The sequence below is a fragment of the Hyphomicrobium sp. MC8b genome, assembly GCF_905067615.1.
Classification (GTDB): domain Bacteria; phylum Pseudomonadota; class Alphaproteobacteria; order Rhizobiales; family Hyphomicrobiaceae; genus Hyphomicrobium_B.
On the sequence record NZ_LR898465.1, the window covers coordinates 3,592,985 to 3,608,865 of the forward strand.

13 protein-coding genes are annotated in these 15,881 nt (G+C 60.9%); 5 read left to right on the forward strand and 8 right to left on the reverse strand.

Annotation, left to right across the window (positions count from 1 at the left end; translation table 11 throughout):
• Positions 1–9 precede the first annotated feature (9 nt).
• Together ACLB1Z_RS17325 and ACLB1Z_RS17330 are read right to left on the reverse strand one after the other, a co-directional pair.
• Positions 10–1,482, reverse strand: coding sequence for an aldehyde dehydrogenase family protein (locus ACLB1Z_RS17325; RefSeq protein WP_409560963.1), 1,473 nt, complete (start codon positions 1,480–1,482; stop codon positions 10–12).
• A 35-nt stretch (positions 1,483–1,517) separates the two neighbouring features.
• Complete coding sequence (locus ACLB1Z_RS17330; protein ID WP_409560964.1) at positions 1,518–2,855, reverse strand: aspartate aminotransferase family protein; 1,338 nt, start codon at positions 2,853–2,855, stop codon at positions 1,518–1,520.
• Positions 2,856–3,103: 248 nt separating this feature from the next.
• Between ACLB1Z_RS17330 and ACLB1Z_RS17335 the strand changes: the two genes are divergently transcribed.
• From ACLB1Z_RS17335 to fabG, 5 genes are all read left to right on the forward strand, one after another.
• Entirely contained in the window at positions 3,104–5,386 is a 2,283-nt protein-coding gene (locus ACLB1Z_RS17335; protein ID WP_409560965.1) for a propanediol/glycerol family dehydratase large subunit, read from the forward strand.
• A complete protein-coding gene (locus ACLB1Z_RS17340; protein WP_409560966.1) occupies positions 5,383–5,811 on the forward strand; it encodes a diol dehydratase small subunit in 429 nt (142 codons plus the stop codon). The genes ACLB1Z_RS17335 and ACLB1Z_RS17340 overlap by 4 nt, the downstream gene beginning before the upstream one ends.
• A 10-nt stretch (positions 5,812–5,821) precedes the next feature.
• On the forward strand, positions 5,822–6,517 hold the full coding sequence (locus ACLB1Z_RS17345; RefSeq protein ID WP_409560967.1) for a cysteine hydrolase family protein: 696 nt from the start codon (positions 5,822–5,824) through the stop codon (positions 6,515–6,517).
• A gap of 203 nt (positions 6,518–6,720) precedes the next feature.
• Entirely contained in the window at positions 6,721–8,268 is a 1,548-nt protein-coding gene (locus tag ACLB1Z_RS17350) for an APC family permease (protein WP_409560968.1), read from the forward strand.
• A 95-nt stretch (positions 8,269–8,363) separates the two neighbouring features.
• A complete protein-coding gene (gene fabG, locus ACLB1Z_RS17355; protein ID WP_409560969.1) occupies positions 8,364–9,143 on the forward strand; it encodes a 3-oxoacyl-ACP reductase FabG in 780 nt (259 codons plus the stop codon).
• 48 nt (positions 9,144–9,191) lie between these two features.
• Here the strand turns inward: fabG and ACLB1Z_RS17360 are convergent, their stop codons facing one another.
• From ACLB1Z_RS17360 to ACLB1Z_RS17385, 6 genes are all read right to left on the reverse strand, one after another.
• Complete coding sequence (locus ACLB1Z_RS17360; protein ID WP_409560970.1) at positions 9,192–10,247, reverse strand: AraC family transcriptional regulator; 1,056 nt, start codon at positions 10,245–10,247, stop codon at positions 9,192–9,194.
• 153 nt (positions 10,248–10,400) lie between these two features.
• On the reverse strand, positions 10,401–11,468 hold the full coding sequence (locus ACLB1Z_RS17365) for a phosphotransferase enzyme family protein (protein WP_409560971.1): 1,068 nt from the start codon (positions 11,466–11,468) through the stop codon (positions 10,401–10,403).
• Between the two features lie 159 nt (positions 11,469–11,627).
• Complete coding sequence (locus ACLB1Z_RS17370) at positions 11,628–13,055, reverse strand: gamma-aminobutyraldehyde dehydrogenase (RefSeq protein ID WP_409560972.1); 1,428 nt, start codon at positions 13,053–13,055, stop codon at positions 11,628–11,630.
• Between the two features lie 31 nt (positions 13,056–13,086).
• Complete coding sequence (locus ACLB1Z_RS17375) at positions 13,087–13,905, reverse strand: ABC transporter permease (protein WP_409560973.1); 819 nt, start codon at positions 13,903–13,905, stop codon at positions 13,087–13,089.
• A complete protein-coding gene (locus ACLB1Z_RS17380; RefSeq protein ID WP_409560974.1) occupies positions 13,895–14,830 on the reverse strand; it encodes an ABC transporter permease in 936 nt (311 codons plus the stop codon). Before ACLB1Z_RS17380 ends, ACLB1Z_RS17375 begins: the two co-directional genes overlap by 11 nt.
• On the reverse strand, positions 14,827–15,837 hold the full coding sequence (locus ACLB1Z_RS17385; protein WP_409560975.1) for an ABC transporter ATP-binding protein: 1,011 nt from the start codon (positions 15,835–15,837) through the stop codon (positions 14,827–14,829). The genes ACLB1Z_RS17380 and ACLB1Z_RS17385 overlap by 4 nt, the downstream gene beginning before the upstream one ends.
• Positions 15,838–15,881 lie beyond the last annotated feature (44 nt).

The following is a 15,881-nucleotide window of genomic DNA, read 5'->3' on the forward strand; positions in this document are numbered from 1 at the left end:
CGAGAGCCGTCAGCCTTTCAGATACCAGCCCCAAGGATCACTGCTCAGATATTTCGTGATCTGCTTGGGCTCCAAAAAGTTGTTAAGGCCCCACGTGCCGAGTTCGCGGCCGATGCCGCTTTTCTTGACGCCGCCCCATGGAGGCTCAAGAAAATTCGGCTGCGAGCAGTTGATCCAGACGACTCCCGCTTCAAACGCATCGGCGACGCGCTCGGCGCGCTTGTGATCCTGCGACATGACGGCGGCGGCGAGACCGAACTCGCTGTCGTTGGCTAGCTTCAAGGCTTCGTCTTCGGTTTCGAACGTCGAAACGGCGAGGACGGGGCCGAAGATTTCTTCGTTCCAGATGCGCGCGCTGGATGGCACGTCGGCGAAAATCGTCGGCTCAAGGAAGTAGCCCTCATTGAGATGCGACGGCCGCGCGCCGCCCGTCACGAGCGTCGCCTCGTTCTTGCCGACGTCCATGTAGTTCAGGACCTTGTCGTATTGCGTCCTGCTGACGAGCGGACCCAGAAGCGTGCCAGGCGCCATGCCATCACCGATGGTGATCTTCTTGGCTTCTTCCGAAAGGCGGTCGATGAGTTTCGGCGCGATGCCTTTCTCAACGATCATACGCGAGGTCGCGCTGCAAACCTGTCCCTGGTTCCAGAAAATGCCGAACATCACCCATTCCACGGTTTGTTCGATGTCGGCGTCGTCGAAGACGACGATGGGCGATTTGCCGCCGAGTTCCAGGCTCACGCTTTTCACATCGCGCGCGGCGGCCGATGCCACGGCAATGCCGGTCGGCACCGAGCCGGTAAAGGCCAGCTTGCGCACGTCTGGATGCGTTGACAGCCGTGCGCCGGCGGTAGCGCCGTAACCCGTCACGACATTCAACACACCGTTAGGCAAGCCGACTTCGGCGGCGATACGGCCGAGTTCCAGCGCCGTTAAAGGCGTATATTCCGATGGCTTCAAGACAACGGCGCAGCCGGCGGCAATCGCGGGCGCGACTTTCCAGGCGGCCATCAACAGCGGATAGTTCCACGGAACGATGAGACCCGCGACGCCGGCCGGCATATATTTCACGCGCGACTGAAAGCGCTCGTCCGGCACGCCGATGACTTCGCCCTGGCGACCATCCAGCTCTTCGGCATAGGTTGCATAGAGATTGAAGCAGTAAGCGGCGTCGCCCACGTCCCAAAGTGCTTCGGGCAGCGGCTTGCCGTTGTCGCGAACTTCGATTTCCGCCAGTGCCTGCTTCTGCTCTTCGATTTTCGCTGCGATGGCGCGGAGATATCCGGCGCGATCATGGCCGGAGGTGCGTGACCAAGGGCCGGCCATTGCGGCTTTGGCAGCGGCGACTGCGGCGTCGATGTCGGCAGCTGTTCCGGCTGCACATTTGTGAAACACGCGCTCATCGGCGGGATTGATGACGTCGAGCGTGCCGCCCTCACGGGCGTCGGTCCACTTTCCGTCGATGAAAAGCTTCGATTGCATTACGGCTCCTGCTTGAAACGAAACACGGCGGGGCGTCAGGATGCGTCGGCCAACGCGCCCCTCAATCCGTCTAGAAAGATATCAGCGTGCTCGCGATTAAAGCAGAGCGGCGGACGGATCTTCAAGACGTTCCCATGGCCGCCTGCTATGCCAATGAGGATGTTGCGGTCACGCATGCCGTTGACGATCTTCTCGGCGGTGTCGCGATCGGGTTCGCGCGTCTGCGTATCCTTGACGATGTCGACGCCGATGTAGAGCCCGGCTCCACGAACGTCGCCGATGCAGCCCCCCTCCGAACCGACGATGCGAATTTCCGAGCGCAGGTAGGCACCTGTCTCGAAACTGTTCTGCTGCAGGCCTTCGTCTTTCAGCACATCCAAAACGGCCAGTCCCGCGGCGGCTGCGACCGGATTGCCGCCAAACGTATTGAAATAGCCGGACGTCTCACCGAAGGTCTTCAGCAGGTCGGGCTTGATGGCAACACCACCCATCGGAAAGCCGTTGCCCATGGGTTTGCCCATGACGACCATGTCCGGCACGAGTCCATGCCGATCGAAGCCCCACATTTTTTCGCCCGTGCGGCCGAATCCCGGTTGCACTTCGTCGGCGATGTAAAGGCCGCCCGCCGCGTGCACGGCTTCCAGCGTTTCTCTCAAGAACCCGGGTTCTCCGGGAAAGACGCCGTCGCTCGAAAAGATGCTGTCGGCGATAAAGCCCGCAAAGCGTATGCCGATGGCATTCATTTTCGCGATGGCCGTGCGAACGTCTCGCGCCAAGCGCCGCCCGACGGCTTCGGAAATCTCGCGATAGGTGTCGGGTGCGGGTACGACGAAAACGTACGGCGGGCGAGGCTCGGCGCTGGCGGAGGATGGCGAGATTTCAGTCACGGCCGAGGTGTTGCCGTGATAGGCGTTGTCGGTAACGATGAAGCCGGTTCCACCAGTCACCGCTCGGGCGACACGAAGGGCAAAGTCGGCGCTTTCGCTGCCGGTACAGGTGAAGACGATATTCGAGACGGCGGCCGGCATCGTCCCGAGCAATCGCTCCGCATAGGTGTAGACGTTCGAATAGAGATAGCGCGTGTGGGTATTAAGCGTGCCCATTTGGCGGGCAACTGCCTCAACGACGCGCGGGTGGCAATGGCCGACGGACGGCACATTATTGTAGGCGTCGAGGTAACGCGTGCCGTCGGCATCGTGAAGCCACACGCCTTCGCCGCGCACGAGGTTGAGCGGCTTTTCGTAGAACAACATGGAGGTCGGGCCGAAGGTCGCCCGGCGTCGGCCGATCAGCGTTACCACCTCCGGCGAGAGCCCCGCGGCTGCATTCATGTCGAAGGCGTTGAGCTCGAGGATTTTTTTTGTGACTTCCATGCCGACCTCGGAGAGGCTCCTTCATAAATGCGGTGCCGTTTGGCACATTCCCAATGGCTATATAGGAGCCCCGCGGTCAGGCGGCTTGACCGTCAATTGCATTGTCTGTTCAGTTTGCCGGCTTGGTCGCCATTGGCCTTGCGCGCAATACGTCAACTTCAGGGCGGCTGAGGTCAAATCCCGGTACGGATACCGGGGTATCGTGACTGCGATTCAATTCGATGCCGCCATCGCAGAGAACAGACGCCATGACCGAAGAGTCGCACGTTCGCGCCAATCGCTGGAAGCGGTTTTCCGACTGGGACGAGCGGCCGCTGCGTCTCGACAAGTTCGCTATCGAGGACGCATCGAGCGGCTTTGCCGCTTTCAAGAGCCCCGACGATCCCAAGCCAGGCATTGCGATGGGGAAAGGCGTCGTCGAGTCCATGGATGGCGTTGCGGTCCGCGACTTCGATATGATCGACATCTTCATATCGAAATATCATCTCGATCCCGAAATTGCGCCGGAAGCGATGGCGATGCCTTCGATCGAGGTGGCACGGATGCTGGTCGATATGAACGTGCCGCGCAGCACGCTCGTCAGGCTGGCGCACGGCATGACGCCCGCTAAGCTTGCCGAAGTCGTTGCGCATCTGTCGTCGCTGGAGATCGCGTTCGCCTACGGCAAGATGCGGGCGCGGCAGACGCCCGGTAACCAGGCGCACGTCACGAACGCCAAGGACGACCCGCTGCAAATGGCAGCCGATGCCGCTACGGCCGTCGCGTTCGGCTTCGATGAGATCGAGACGACGATGCGGGTGGCGCGGAATTCGTGGTCGAATGCCGTGGCCTGCGCGGTCGGAGCGTCGGTCGGGCGTTGGGGCACGCTGTTTCAGTGTTCGAGCGAGGAAGCCGAAGAGCTGAAGATCGGCATGGCGGGCTTCACCTCGTATGCGGAAACGCTGTCGGTTTACGGCACTGAAAAGAGCTTCATCGACGGCGACGATACGCCCTGGTCGAAGGCGTTTCTGGCTGCGGCTTACGCGTCGCGCGGTATCAAGATGCGATGCACGTCCGGCGCCGGGTCCGAGTTGTTGATGGGATTTCACGAGCGCAAGTCCCTGCTTTATCTCGAAGCCCGCTGTCTCTGCCTCCAGCGCGCCATGGGCGTGCAAGGCACGCAGAACGGTGGCGTTGATGGCGCGCCGGTGACCTGCACGGTTCCCGGCGGCATGCGCGAACTGATGGCTGAGAACCTGATCGCTGTCTGGCTCGACCTCGAATGTGCTTCGGGCAATGATGCGCGGGCGACCGAATCCGAAATTCGCGTCGGGGCGAAAATCCTGCCGTACTTGATCGCTGGGTCCGATCTCATCTGCTCGGGCTTCGGCTCGATCCTGAAGTACGACAACTCGTTCAACCCGTCGCTGCTCAACGGCGAAGAGCTGGAGGATTATCTGGTTCTGCAGCGGGACTTCGAGGCCGACGGCGGGCTGACGCCCGTCGGCGAAGCGCAGATCATGGATCTGCGCGCCCGAGCGGTGGACGCCATCAGTGCGGTCCTTGAAGAGCTGGGCCTCGCCAAGCCAACCGCCGACATGAAGCAGAGCGTTATTGCTGCATCCGGCTCGGACGAGACGCGGACGTTCTCCGGCCGGGAAGTCGGGCAGATCAGCGAGACGATCTTTGCGCGGTCGATCACGGTCATCGACGTCATCAAGGCGCTGGCGGCCCGCGGGTTCCGCGAGGAAGCGGAAAACCTGTTAAAGCTGGTGCGCCTGCGGGTCTCAGGCGACTACCTGCAGACCTCGGCTGTCGTCCGCGACGGCAAGATCGTCAGCGCCGTCAATGATCCGAACGAGTACCAGGGACCAGGCACGGGCTACCGCGTCAGTGAGGCCCGGCGCGAGGAACTGGTCGCCATCCGCGATGTGCTGACCCGGCAGGAAGTGCTCCGCGGCGAAGCACAATATCGTCCGGCCGAAGTGACCCGCATCGCCTATCGTCCGGTCGGACCGGCGGCAGTGACCGGCAATCTACGCGAGGTCGTCATCGGCATCAGCCCGGCATTCGGGGTCAAGCTGTTCCAAACGGTCGCGGGCCATCCGCTGTCGGCCATTTTGCGGGTGTTGATCGCCGGAATCACGGAAGGCGGCTGCACGGCACGGGTCGTGCGGATGCTGCATACCGCTGACACATCGTTTCTCGGCCTCAGCGCGGCTCGGCTGGCGGGGTCCGGCGTCGGGATCGGGATCCAGGCGAAGGGCACGGCCGTCATTCACCAGAAGGACCGGCTGCCGCATAATAACCTTGAACTGTTCTCGAACTCGCCGATTACCAAGCTCGACCATTACAAGCGGATGGGCCTCAACGCGGCCGCCTATGCGCGCGGCGAAATGCCGGAGCCCGTGATCGTGCCGACGCGCGGGGAGGCCATGGGCTCTCGCTACCACGCCCGCGTTTCGATGATTTACGCCATCGAAACCGAGATGACATCCGAAGGCGCCGAGCCCGAAGAGATCGACATCAAATTCCTCGGAGCGGCAGCATGAGCGACAAACCTCTTTCCGTTGCCGATTATCCGCTGGCCGAGCGACGCCCGGACATCGTCGAAACGAAAACCGGCAGAACGCTCGATGATATCAGCCTTGACGCAGTCTTGACTGACAAGGTCGGGCTTGAAGATCTACGGATCACGGGCCGGGCGCTGCGGCAGCAGGCTGAGGTCGCGAAAGCCGCCGGGCGGCCGACACTGGCGGCCAACTTCGAGCGTGGCGCCGAGCTTGTGGACGTGCCTCAGGACGTGATCATGCGGACTTACGAACTGCTGCGCCCCGGCCGAGCGGGGTCGAAGGACGAACTGCTGGCGGCCGCCAAGGAGCTGCGGGAGGTCTACGGCGCCAACGGCGTCGCGGCCTTCATCGAGGAAGCCGCAGACGTTTATGAGCGCCGCTCTCTCTACAAGAAGCGATATTGAAAGGTCACGCATGAGCTGGAAGACAGCCTACCGGTCCATTTATTACGACGGCGCGCCGGAGCCAGCCGATCCCGACCTTTCCAAAGCCCACGCCGCCCTCCTCATCATCGACGTCCAGAACACCTACCTCGAACGGCCGGACCGGGCGTCGCTTTCGGCCGAAGACCAACGCCGGTACGACGCCTGGACGCCTTTCCACGACCGCATGCATCAAACCGTGCTGCCGCGAACCAAGGATTTGCTCGCTACCTTTCGCAAAAACGGCATCGAATGCCTGTTCGCCCGCATCGCCTGCCACACCAAAGACGGGCGGGACCGGTCGCTATCGCAGAAGATGCCGGGCTGGAACAACCTGCTACTGCCGAAGGACGAGCTGCCGTCGCAGATCGTGCCGGACCTTGCCCCCGTCGGCGATGAAATCGTCGTGACGAAGACAACGGATAGCGCACTGACGGGAACGAACCTGCGCCTTATCCTTACCAACCTCGGGATCAAGACCGTCGTATGCTGCGGGATCTTTACCGACCAATGTGTCTCATCGACGGTGAGGAGCTTGGCGGATGAAAGTTTCGCTGTCGTCGTCGTCGAGGACTGCTGCGCGGCTGGCTCGGACGAGCTTCACCATAAGGAGCTCGAGATCATAAATATGATCTACTGCCACGTCATGTCGAGCACGGAACTCAAACAGATCATGGGCCTGGACTGAAGTAGGTCAAGTTTTGACAGCGCAATGTCAAACCTTGCACTGCGCCGCACATATACGCTCGTCGACTATGTGCGCACTGCCTGGAATACCTGATGCATGGCGATCCGCCGTGAATCACCGCCGGATAGTACGTGTACGATTTAATATCGCGCCGAACAGATCCTGGATGTTCGGCTGACCACAACCCAGGGGGAGTAGCCAACGTGACATCACCAAACACCAGTACTCTCGAAGCCACAGAGAGCTTCGATGTAAGTAAGGATGGGTCGGTCGACAAGTTGCACGCCAAGGCCATCGGCTTGATTGGCGTGTTATTCTTGACGGTGACCGGCGCTGCACCCGAATCCGCCATGCTCGGCAACGTGCCGTTCGCGGCGGGCTTCGGCAACGGCATCTACGTTCCGGCGGCGTTCTTGCTCGCCACGATCGTGCTCACCATCTTCTCGGTCGGATACGCCGCGATGGCCAGCAAGGTTTCGTCGGTTGGCGGCTTTTATTCCTTCATCAGCATGGGCCTGGGGCGCGACGTCGGCATGGCGGCAGGCATTGCCTCGTTGGCGTCCTACAGCGTTTTCGAAGCCTCCCTTACCGGCTTGTTCGCCTTCTTCGGCAACTCGTGGCTCCAATCCCACTTCGGCATTAATGTGCCGTGGATCTATCTCGCCCTCTTTGTCGTCGTCCTGAGCTCTATCCTCTCCTACCAGGACGTGCAGCTGTCGGTGAAGGTCCTGGGCGCCGCGCTTGTGTTCGAAGTCGTCATGCTGACGATCTTCGACGTTGGCGTGTTCCTCGCCAAAGGCCCGGGCGCATTCAACCTGGAATCGCTCAACGTGCTCCACGTCATGACCCCCGTGGTCGCCCAGAAAGTCGGCACGGTCGATATCGCAGCCGGCGCGGCGGCGGTCGGCGTGTTCATGGCGTTCTGGTCATGGGTCGGCTTCGAGATGGCGCCGAACTATGCGGAAGAATCGGTCAATCCGAAGCACATCATTCCGCGGTCGCTATACTATTCCGTCATCGGTCTTGGCATTTTTTACATTATCACGAGCTGGTGCGCGATCTCGGCTTATCCGACCGAGGGCGAAATGCTGGCAAAAGCCGTCGGTGACTCTGGTAACTTCTTCCTGGCGCCGCTGACGGAGTTCGTCGGGCAGTGGGCAACGGAAGCCATGGCCCTTCTGATCCTGACCAGCTCGTTCGCTTGCAGCATGGCGTTCCATAATACGGCGGCCCGCTACATGTACTCGCTCGGTCGTGAGGGCGTGCTGCCAGGCGTTCTCGGCAAGACGCATCCGACGCACAAGAGCCCCCACGTGGCATCCGTCGTCCAGTCGCTGTTAGCCGCTTTGTGGATCCTTTTGTTCGCCTACTTCGCAGGAACCAATGATCCGAACGCCCAGGCGTATCTCGGCGTCTATACGATGCTCGCCGTTCTCGGTACGATGCTTCTGCTTATCCTGCAGGCCGTCGTCTCGATCGCGATTATCGTCTACTTCCGGGCCAACCATCCGGGCGAAGTCAACGTCTTTGCAGGTTTGATCGCGCCGGTCATAGCGTTCATCTCCCAGGTCTATCTCGTCTACCTGCTGGTTATGAACCTCGAGACGTTCGGCGGTACGGGCAGCTTTGGCAGCCGTATTCCGCTGATCGCCTTCATCATTCTGGGCGTCGGTCTGGTCTGGGGCCTGGCGCTGCGGGTGATCTCACCTGCCGCGCACGCCCGTATCGGCCGTATGGTCCTGAACGAGTAGTCGACGCTCATATAGAACGAAACCCAAAAGGCGGACGCTGAACCCGGCGCCCGCCTTTTCATCACGCAAACGCACGACAAAGGGGAGCAAGCGCAATGCTCACATCTATCGCAGGCAAGTCGGTCATCGTGACCGGCGGCAGCAAAGGGATCGGCAAAGGCATCGCCAGCGTGTTCGCGAAGAACGGCGGCAAGGTTTTCGTGGTGTCGCGCCATCTCGACGAGGCGGAAGCAACGGCAGAGGAATTCCGCAAGGCCGGCGGGACGGCGAAGGGATTGGCAGCTGACATCACCAGCATGGGCGATATGCAGATGCTTGCGGAGGCGGCTGCGAGCGCTCATGGCGGTATCGACATTCTTTGCGCCAACGCCGGTATCTTCCCACAGACCAAAATCGAGGATCTGTCGCCCGAAGATTGGGATTTCGTTTCTTCGACGAACCTCAAGGGCACGTTCCTGCCGATCAAGGCCTGCCTACCGTACCTAAAAAAATCGGACCAGGGACGGATCGTCATCACGTCGTCGATCACCGGGCCGGTCACCGGCTTTCCAGGCTGGGCGCACTACGGTGCAACGAAAGCCGGTCAGCTGGGCTTCATGCGAACGGCGTGCATCGAGTTCGCGAAATACGGCATCACAGTCAACGCCGTTCTACCGGGCAACATCAAGACGGAAGGCCTGGCCGAACTCGGGCCCGACTATGAGAAATCGATGGCGGCGTCGATCCCGCTCAACAAGCTCGGCACCGTAGAAGACATCGGCTATGCGGCACTGTTCCTGGCCTCGAAAGAAGCCGCTTACATTACCGGGCAAACGATCATCGTAGATGGCGGCCAGATCTTGCCGGAGAGCATGGACGCGCTGGCGCAAGCCTAAGATGGTGCAGAGTTAGATCATGCGCCGCGAGCGCGACGTCGTCGAAGATCACCCGTGGTTACGGAGAACCTCGGCACGCAACGCTCGCGGCGACAGCCCCGTCCAGCGGCGGACCGCACGGCTGAAAGCGGAAAGCTCGGAATATCCCACCAAAAAAGCGATTTCCGAAAACGACAGCTGGCGCTGGCGTACATAAGACAGCGCTAGATCGCGGCGCGTGTTCTCGACCAGCGTGCTGTAGCTCAGGCCGTCGTAATGAAGTTCGCGTTGGATGGTCGAGAGCGGCAATCGCAACTCGGCAGCGACGCCTTCAATCGGCGGAAACCCTTCAGGCAGCTTGGCGCGGACGGCGCTGCGAACGCGATCGGTCACGCTGAAGCGGACGTCCTGACGTTCGGAAAGCCGTTCGAGACAAAGCTTCATCGCCGACATCAGCCGCGGATCGGCGGCCGGCATGATATGCCTTAGGATCTGCGGGCGGAAGACGATGGCGTTTGTCGGCTGGGCGAAGAAAGCAGGCGCCGCGAAAGCGCGTTCGTGCTCGCGCCATTGTTCGGGCTTGGGATGCTCGAAATGAACCTCTTCTGGCGCCCAGCTCTGGCCCATCGCCTCACGAATGAAATTCAGGAACATACCGAGCGACAGCTCGGCGTCCTGGCGGCGCTCGACAATTTGAGGAGCATCCACCCGGTATTCCAGCCGCATCAGGCCTTCAGGCGACATCTTGAGCGCCATCGAGGACGACTGCTGGTGCAGCGGAAAGAGACCGACGAGAGTTTCGAGCGCCGCGCCTACCGTCGGCGCCGACAACGAGGCGTAGCCCCAGAGACCGAGATCGCGCGGATCAAAAGCGTGGCCGAACCACAGTCCGAAGTTATCGTTGCGCGTGATACGCGCACTTTCCTCAAACAGGCGGCAATAGGAACTGAGGCTGAGCTGAAGCGTCGGCGATCCGGCCATTTCCGGCGAGATGCCGGCATTGCCGAAAATGCGATCGACGTCGCCGCGCTGGCGTTCGATGAACTTGACGATGCCGGTTGCGGCGGACGCAAGAACCGAGGGATCGGCACCTCTGCCAATCGCGCTGCCGGCGTCCGACGCCATTATATCGCCAATACCGGTTCCCATCGGTTCCTGATGAGAAGATGCCTATCTCGAAGAGAAAAAGGCTATCAGATGCCACCGCGTGGTCAACCGGCGCGCACGCTGAATTATTCGGCATTCAATACTAGCAACTGCACAATTGCGCTGCAGCAATCAGCCGAACAGGCGACCAAGAACGCCTTTTTTGGGGACTGGCGCCGCAACCGTGCTGACGTTGGGCCGGCCGTACGCTGAGAGATATTTTTCGCAAAGCGGTATCGACTCGCGCGTGTAGTCGACTCCCATAGACTGCGCCAACTCTGTCTCCGAGTGCGAACCGATCCAGGCGACGAGCAGCAGGCGGCGCAACATTACGAACGTCGCGATTTCGTTCTCTTCCTCAGCGCTCAAGGTCCCGATACGGCGGTATCCCCGCACCCAGGCTTGCAGAAGCTCGGGAACTTCCGGCGTATGTTCGAAGAAAGAGACCGTGGTCGCGCAATCGTAAAGCAGCCAAGAAAAGCCGCAGTCGTCGAAATCGATCACCTTGACGGTGCTGCCGTCCATCAGGAGGTTGGCCAAGCGCATGTCGCCGTGGACCAAGTTGAAGCGGTCTGGCGACTTGCCGAATGCTTCAAGGCGCTGCTCGATCAGGGCGACCGTTTCGGTGAAGGCTTCCATCGCCTCCGCCGTCATGCCCATGCCGTTTTTCCAATAGCCCCAATGCGGGCGGCTGCCGAGACTGGTCTCGAAATCCCAAGAATGTCGTTCGAACCAGACAGGGCGGCGCCATTTGCGGACGTGGGCGTGCATGCGCGCGGCCGTCTCGCCCAAAAGCTCAAATCCCGCGACGTCCGTGCGTTCGGGCTCGGCACCATTTTCCCAATCGAAGAGCACCACATTGCGCGGATTGGGCAGGCCCTCGCCTGCGACGGTCTGGATGTATTCACCGTCAAGGCCGCGGACAGGCACCGGCGTCGCAACGCCGCCGGTTTCGCGCAGCGATGCAAGCCAGGCCAGTTCCGACGCAATCGCCGTGCGCGAATGATATCCCTCGCGGTGGACGCGCAGCGCCCACTTGCGGCCGGTGCTGTCTTCGACCTTGTACGTCGCGTTTTCGGATACGTTGATGAGTTTGACGTGGACGCCGGCGGGCAGGCCGAACCGCTTTACCGAACGTTCTGCCACGTGTTGGAGGCGTTGCAGCAGCTCTTCGTGGGTTAGTTCGTCGGAACCCTTCATTGTGGTTCGAAATCCCGTGTGTTCCCGTGCGATCCGACTCGTCGACCACACCAATTTCCGTTGAGAGCACACTATGAAGCGACGGCAAAGAGGACTTGACCTCTTCGCCGCCGCAGTTGACAGGGCAGCGCATCGTGCTGCCGCGCAATATTTACGGTATCAGAGCTTCACCATCACGTGACGCGGCACGGTGTAATCCTCAAGCGCGTACATCGAGAGATCTTTGCCGTAGCCCGACATCTTGAGGCCGCCGTGAGGCATCTCGCTGCAAAGCATGAAGTGGGTGTTGACCCAGGTGCAGCCGTATTGAAGGCGGGAGGCGACCTTCATGCCCTTGCCGATATCCGACGTCCAGACCGACGATGCGAGGCCGTAGTCGCTGTCGTTCGCCCAGGCGATGGCTTCGTCGGCGTCGTCGAACGGCGTGACTGAAACAACCGGGCCGAAGACTTCCTTGCGCACGATTTCGTCTTCCTGCTGCGCACCGGCAATAAGCGTCGGCTCAAAGAAGAAGCCTTTGCCCGTTGGCGCCTTGCCGCCAGCCGCAACGCTGACATGGTTCAACTGCGACGCACGCTCGACGAAGCCCTGCACGCGGCCTTTCTGAGCCGATGAGATCAGCGGGCCGAGATCGTTGTCGTCGTCATTCGGCTGATTGAACTTCAGGCTGCTAACGGCGCTGGCGAGGTCGGCGACGAGATTGTCGTAGACCTTCTTACCGGCGTAGATGCGGCAAGCGGCGGTGCAATCCTGACCGGCATTGTAAAAGCCGAAGATCTTCACGCCTTCGACAACGGAAGCAATGTCGGCATCGTCGAACACGATGACCGGTGCCTTGCCGCCGAGTTCGAGATGTGTGCGCTTGATGTTTGAGACTGCGGCCTGAAGCACTTTCTGGCCGGTCCCGATGCTGCCGGTCAGCGAAACCATCGCAACCTTCGGATGGTTGATGAGCGCCGAACCGGTGGTTGCGCCCTTGCCGACAACGATATTGACGACGCCTTCGGGGAAGATGTCGGCGATGAGCTTGCCGAGTTTCAGCAGCGTCAGCGGTGTCTGCTCGGAGGGCTTCAGCACGATGGTATTGCCGCCTGCGAGCGCCGGGCCGAGCTTCCAAGCCGCCATCATCAGCGGGTAGTTCCACGGCGCGATCGAACCGACGACGCCGACCGGATCGCGACGGATCATCGAGGTGTGACCGGCGAGGTATTCGCCCGCAACAGGGCCGTGCATATTGCGGACGGCGGCGGCGAAATAGCGGAAGCAATCTACGATCGCGGGCATTTCATCCTGCAGGACGCGGATGCGCGGCTTGCCGGTATTCAGCGCTTCGAGCGCTGCGAAGGCTTCCGATTCCTTTTCGACCGCATCGGCGAGCTTCAAGAGCAGGGTCGAGCGTTCGGCGGGCGTCGTCTGCGACCAGGTCTTGAAGGCCTTTTCGGCAGCGCTGACGGCCGCATCCACTTGCGCGACGGACGCGTCTGGAAGATTGGTGATGACCTCTTCCGTCTTCGGGTTGACGATCGGTTCCGGAGCGTCAGTGCCGGCGACGAAGTCCGAACCGATCAGCATATTGGTTTCGAGCATGGTTTCCTCCAATGGTCGCTCGGGCGCCTCGCTACTTCGAGGAGCCGCCAGTGTGTTCGCCTTCCCGCGTCAGGTAGTAGGCCGCGAGAATGGGCAATAGCGTTACGAGAAAGACGAAGACGGCGACGACGTTCGTCACCGGCCGCTGCCGCGGACGGATCAGTTCGGACAGCATCCAGATTGGCAATGTCGTCTGTTGTCCGGCCGTAAACGTGGTGACGATGACCTCGTCGAACGATAGCGCGAATGCGAGCATGCCGCCTGCGAGCAGTGCGGTGCCGATTTGCGGCAGGATGACATAGCGGAACGTCTGGAAGCCGTCGGCGCCGAGGTCCATCGATGCCTCGACGAGATTGCCGGACAGTCGCCGGAAGCGTGCAACAGCATTGTTATAGACGACGACGATGCAGAACGTGGCGTGGCCGAGCATGATTGTCCAGACCGAGAACGGTATGCTCATGATGTCGAAGGCCGATCGCAGCGCGATACCGGTGATGATGCCGGGCAGCGCAATCGGCAAGACGAACAGCAGCGAGATCGTTTCGCGTCCAAAGAACTTCGCGCGTGAGAGCGCTGCCGCAGCGAGCGTGCCGAAGATCAGCGCGAGAATGGTCGCAATCGCTGCGACTTGCAGCGACAGGTAAAGCGGCGGCCAGATGTCGGGCCGTGAATTCCAGGCGACGCCGAACCACTTCGTAGTCAGCCCCGGCGGCGGAAACTCGAAACTCTTTTCCTCGGTCGTAAAGGCGTAGAGGAAAATGAAGAAGAGCGGCAGATGCAGGAACAGCAATCCGGCCGTCGCGGAGATGCGCAAACCAACGGGCGATTTCGCCTTGCCGTTAGAGGACATCGAAGGCCCCCATGCGCTTTGCCATCCAGAGATAGAAGGCCATGATCACCATCGGCACGACGGTGAAGGCCGCTGCCAGCGGGATATTTCCGGCCGTGCCTTGAAGTGTATAGACCGCCTGGCCGATCATCAGGCGCGAATTGCCGACGATCTGCGGAATGATGTAGTCGCCGAGCGTCAGCGAAAACGTGAAGATCGAGCCTGCGACGATGCCCGGCAGCGCCAGCGGAAAGATCACCGTGCGAAAGGTCTGTCCGGGCTCGGCACCCAAATCGGCCGATGCTTCGATGAAATTCGTCGGAACGCGTTCGAGCGCAGCTTGGGTCGGCAGGATCATGTACGGCAGCCAGATGTAGACGAACACCAGAAACGTGCCGAGATAACTAAACGATAGCGACGGGCCGCCAATGACAGGCAACGCCAAAATGCCATCGAGCAGCCAATTGAGATGCAAAATCCCGGCAAACCAGGTGATGACACCCTCCTTCGCCAGAATGAGCTTCCAGGCGTAGACCTTGACCAGATAGCTCGACCACAGCGGCATCATCACCGCCAGATAGAAGAGCGCCTTCATCCAACCGCGCGCGTAACGGGCAGCGTAATAGGCGATCGGAAAAGCGATAAACGCACTCGCGATCGTGACCAGCGCCGCCATTGTCACGGTGCGCAAGATGATTTGGACGTTGGAACCATCGAAAAGCTGCTCGTAGGTCGAGAGCGTAAACTCGTGGATCACGAGACCGGAGAAGTCGTCGAGCGAATAGAAGCTCTGCAGAAGAAGCGCAAATAGCGAGCCGACGTAGACGATGCCGATCCAGAGCAACGGCGGCGCCAGCAGCAGGAACGTCAACAGTTGCGGGCGGGCGAAGAAGACGTCCGATATAGCGCCTGCGATCCCGCGCGGTCTTTCTGCCGCAATCGTCACGCGCCATCTCCCATCGCGACCATTGCGGATTTCGGCCACACGAGCATGACGCGCTCGTCTTTATGGAGCGATGCGCCTGCCGGGATCGTGGCGATCAGCGATAGTTTCTCGGTGACGACAGTGACGCGGGTCACTGCACCTTGATAGCTGACGGCACTGACCGTGCCCCTAGCGGAGGCATAGTCGGCAGCGACGGTGGCGCTTTCCGGTACGACGTCGATCCGTTCGGGACGGAGGCTCGTCCAGGACGCCGTGCCGCCATGAGCAATCGCGAATTCTGGCGGCAGCACGTTCGAAGATCCAACGAAATCGGCGACGAAACGGGTTGTCGGACGCTCATAGACGTCGGACGGCGTTCCGACCTGAACGATCTTGCCTTCGTTGAAAATCGCGACGCGGTTCGCCATCGAGAGGGCTTCGCCCTGGTCGTGCGTGACGAAGACGAACGTGATGCCGAGGCTCGTCTGCAGGGATTTCAACTCTTCCTGCATCTGCTCGCGCAGTTTCAGATCGAGCGCGCCGAGCGGTTCGTCGAGCAGCAGGACCTTCGGGCCGTTGACGAGGGCGCGGGCCAGAGCGACGCGCTGACGCTGACCACCGGAAAGCTGTGCCGTGCGGCGCGTCTCGTAGCCTGCGAGCTTGACGAGGGCGAGCGCATCCTTGGCTTTCGCCTCGCGCTCGGCTTTCGCAACGCCCTTGATCATCAGGCCATAGGCGACGTTCTCGCCGACGGTCATGTGCGGGAAAAGTGCGTAGTCCTGAAAGACGGTGTTGACGTTGCGCCGATAGGGGGGAACACCCTCAGCGGTTTCGCCGAAAATTTCGATGTGGCCGTCGTCAGGCTGCTCAAATCCGGCGATCAGCCGGAGGCACGTCGTCTTGCCAGAGCCCGATGGGCCCAGGAGCGCGAAGAATTCGCCCGGCTCAATGTCGAGCGAGACGCCGTCAACGGCACGCACGGAGCCAAAGCGACGCGATACGTTCTGGAAGCGGACTGCTGGAGACATGAAACTCTTTTGGGTCATGCGGCCGGCCGTCAGATGGCCGACCG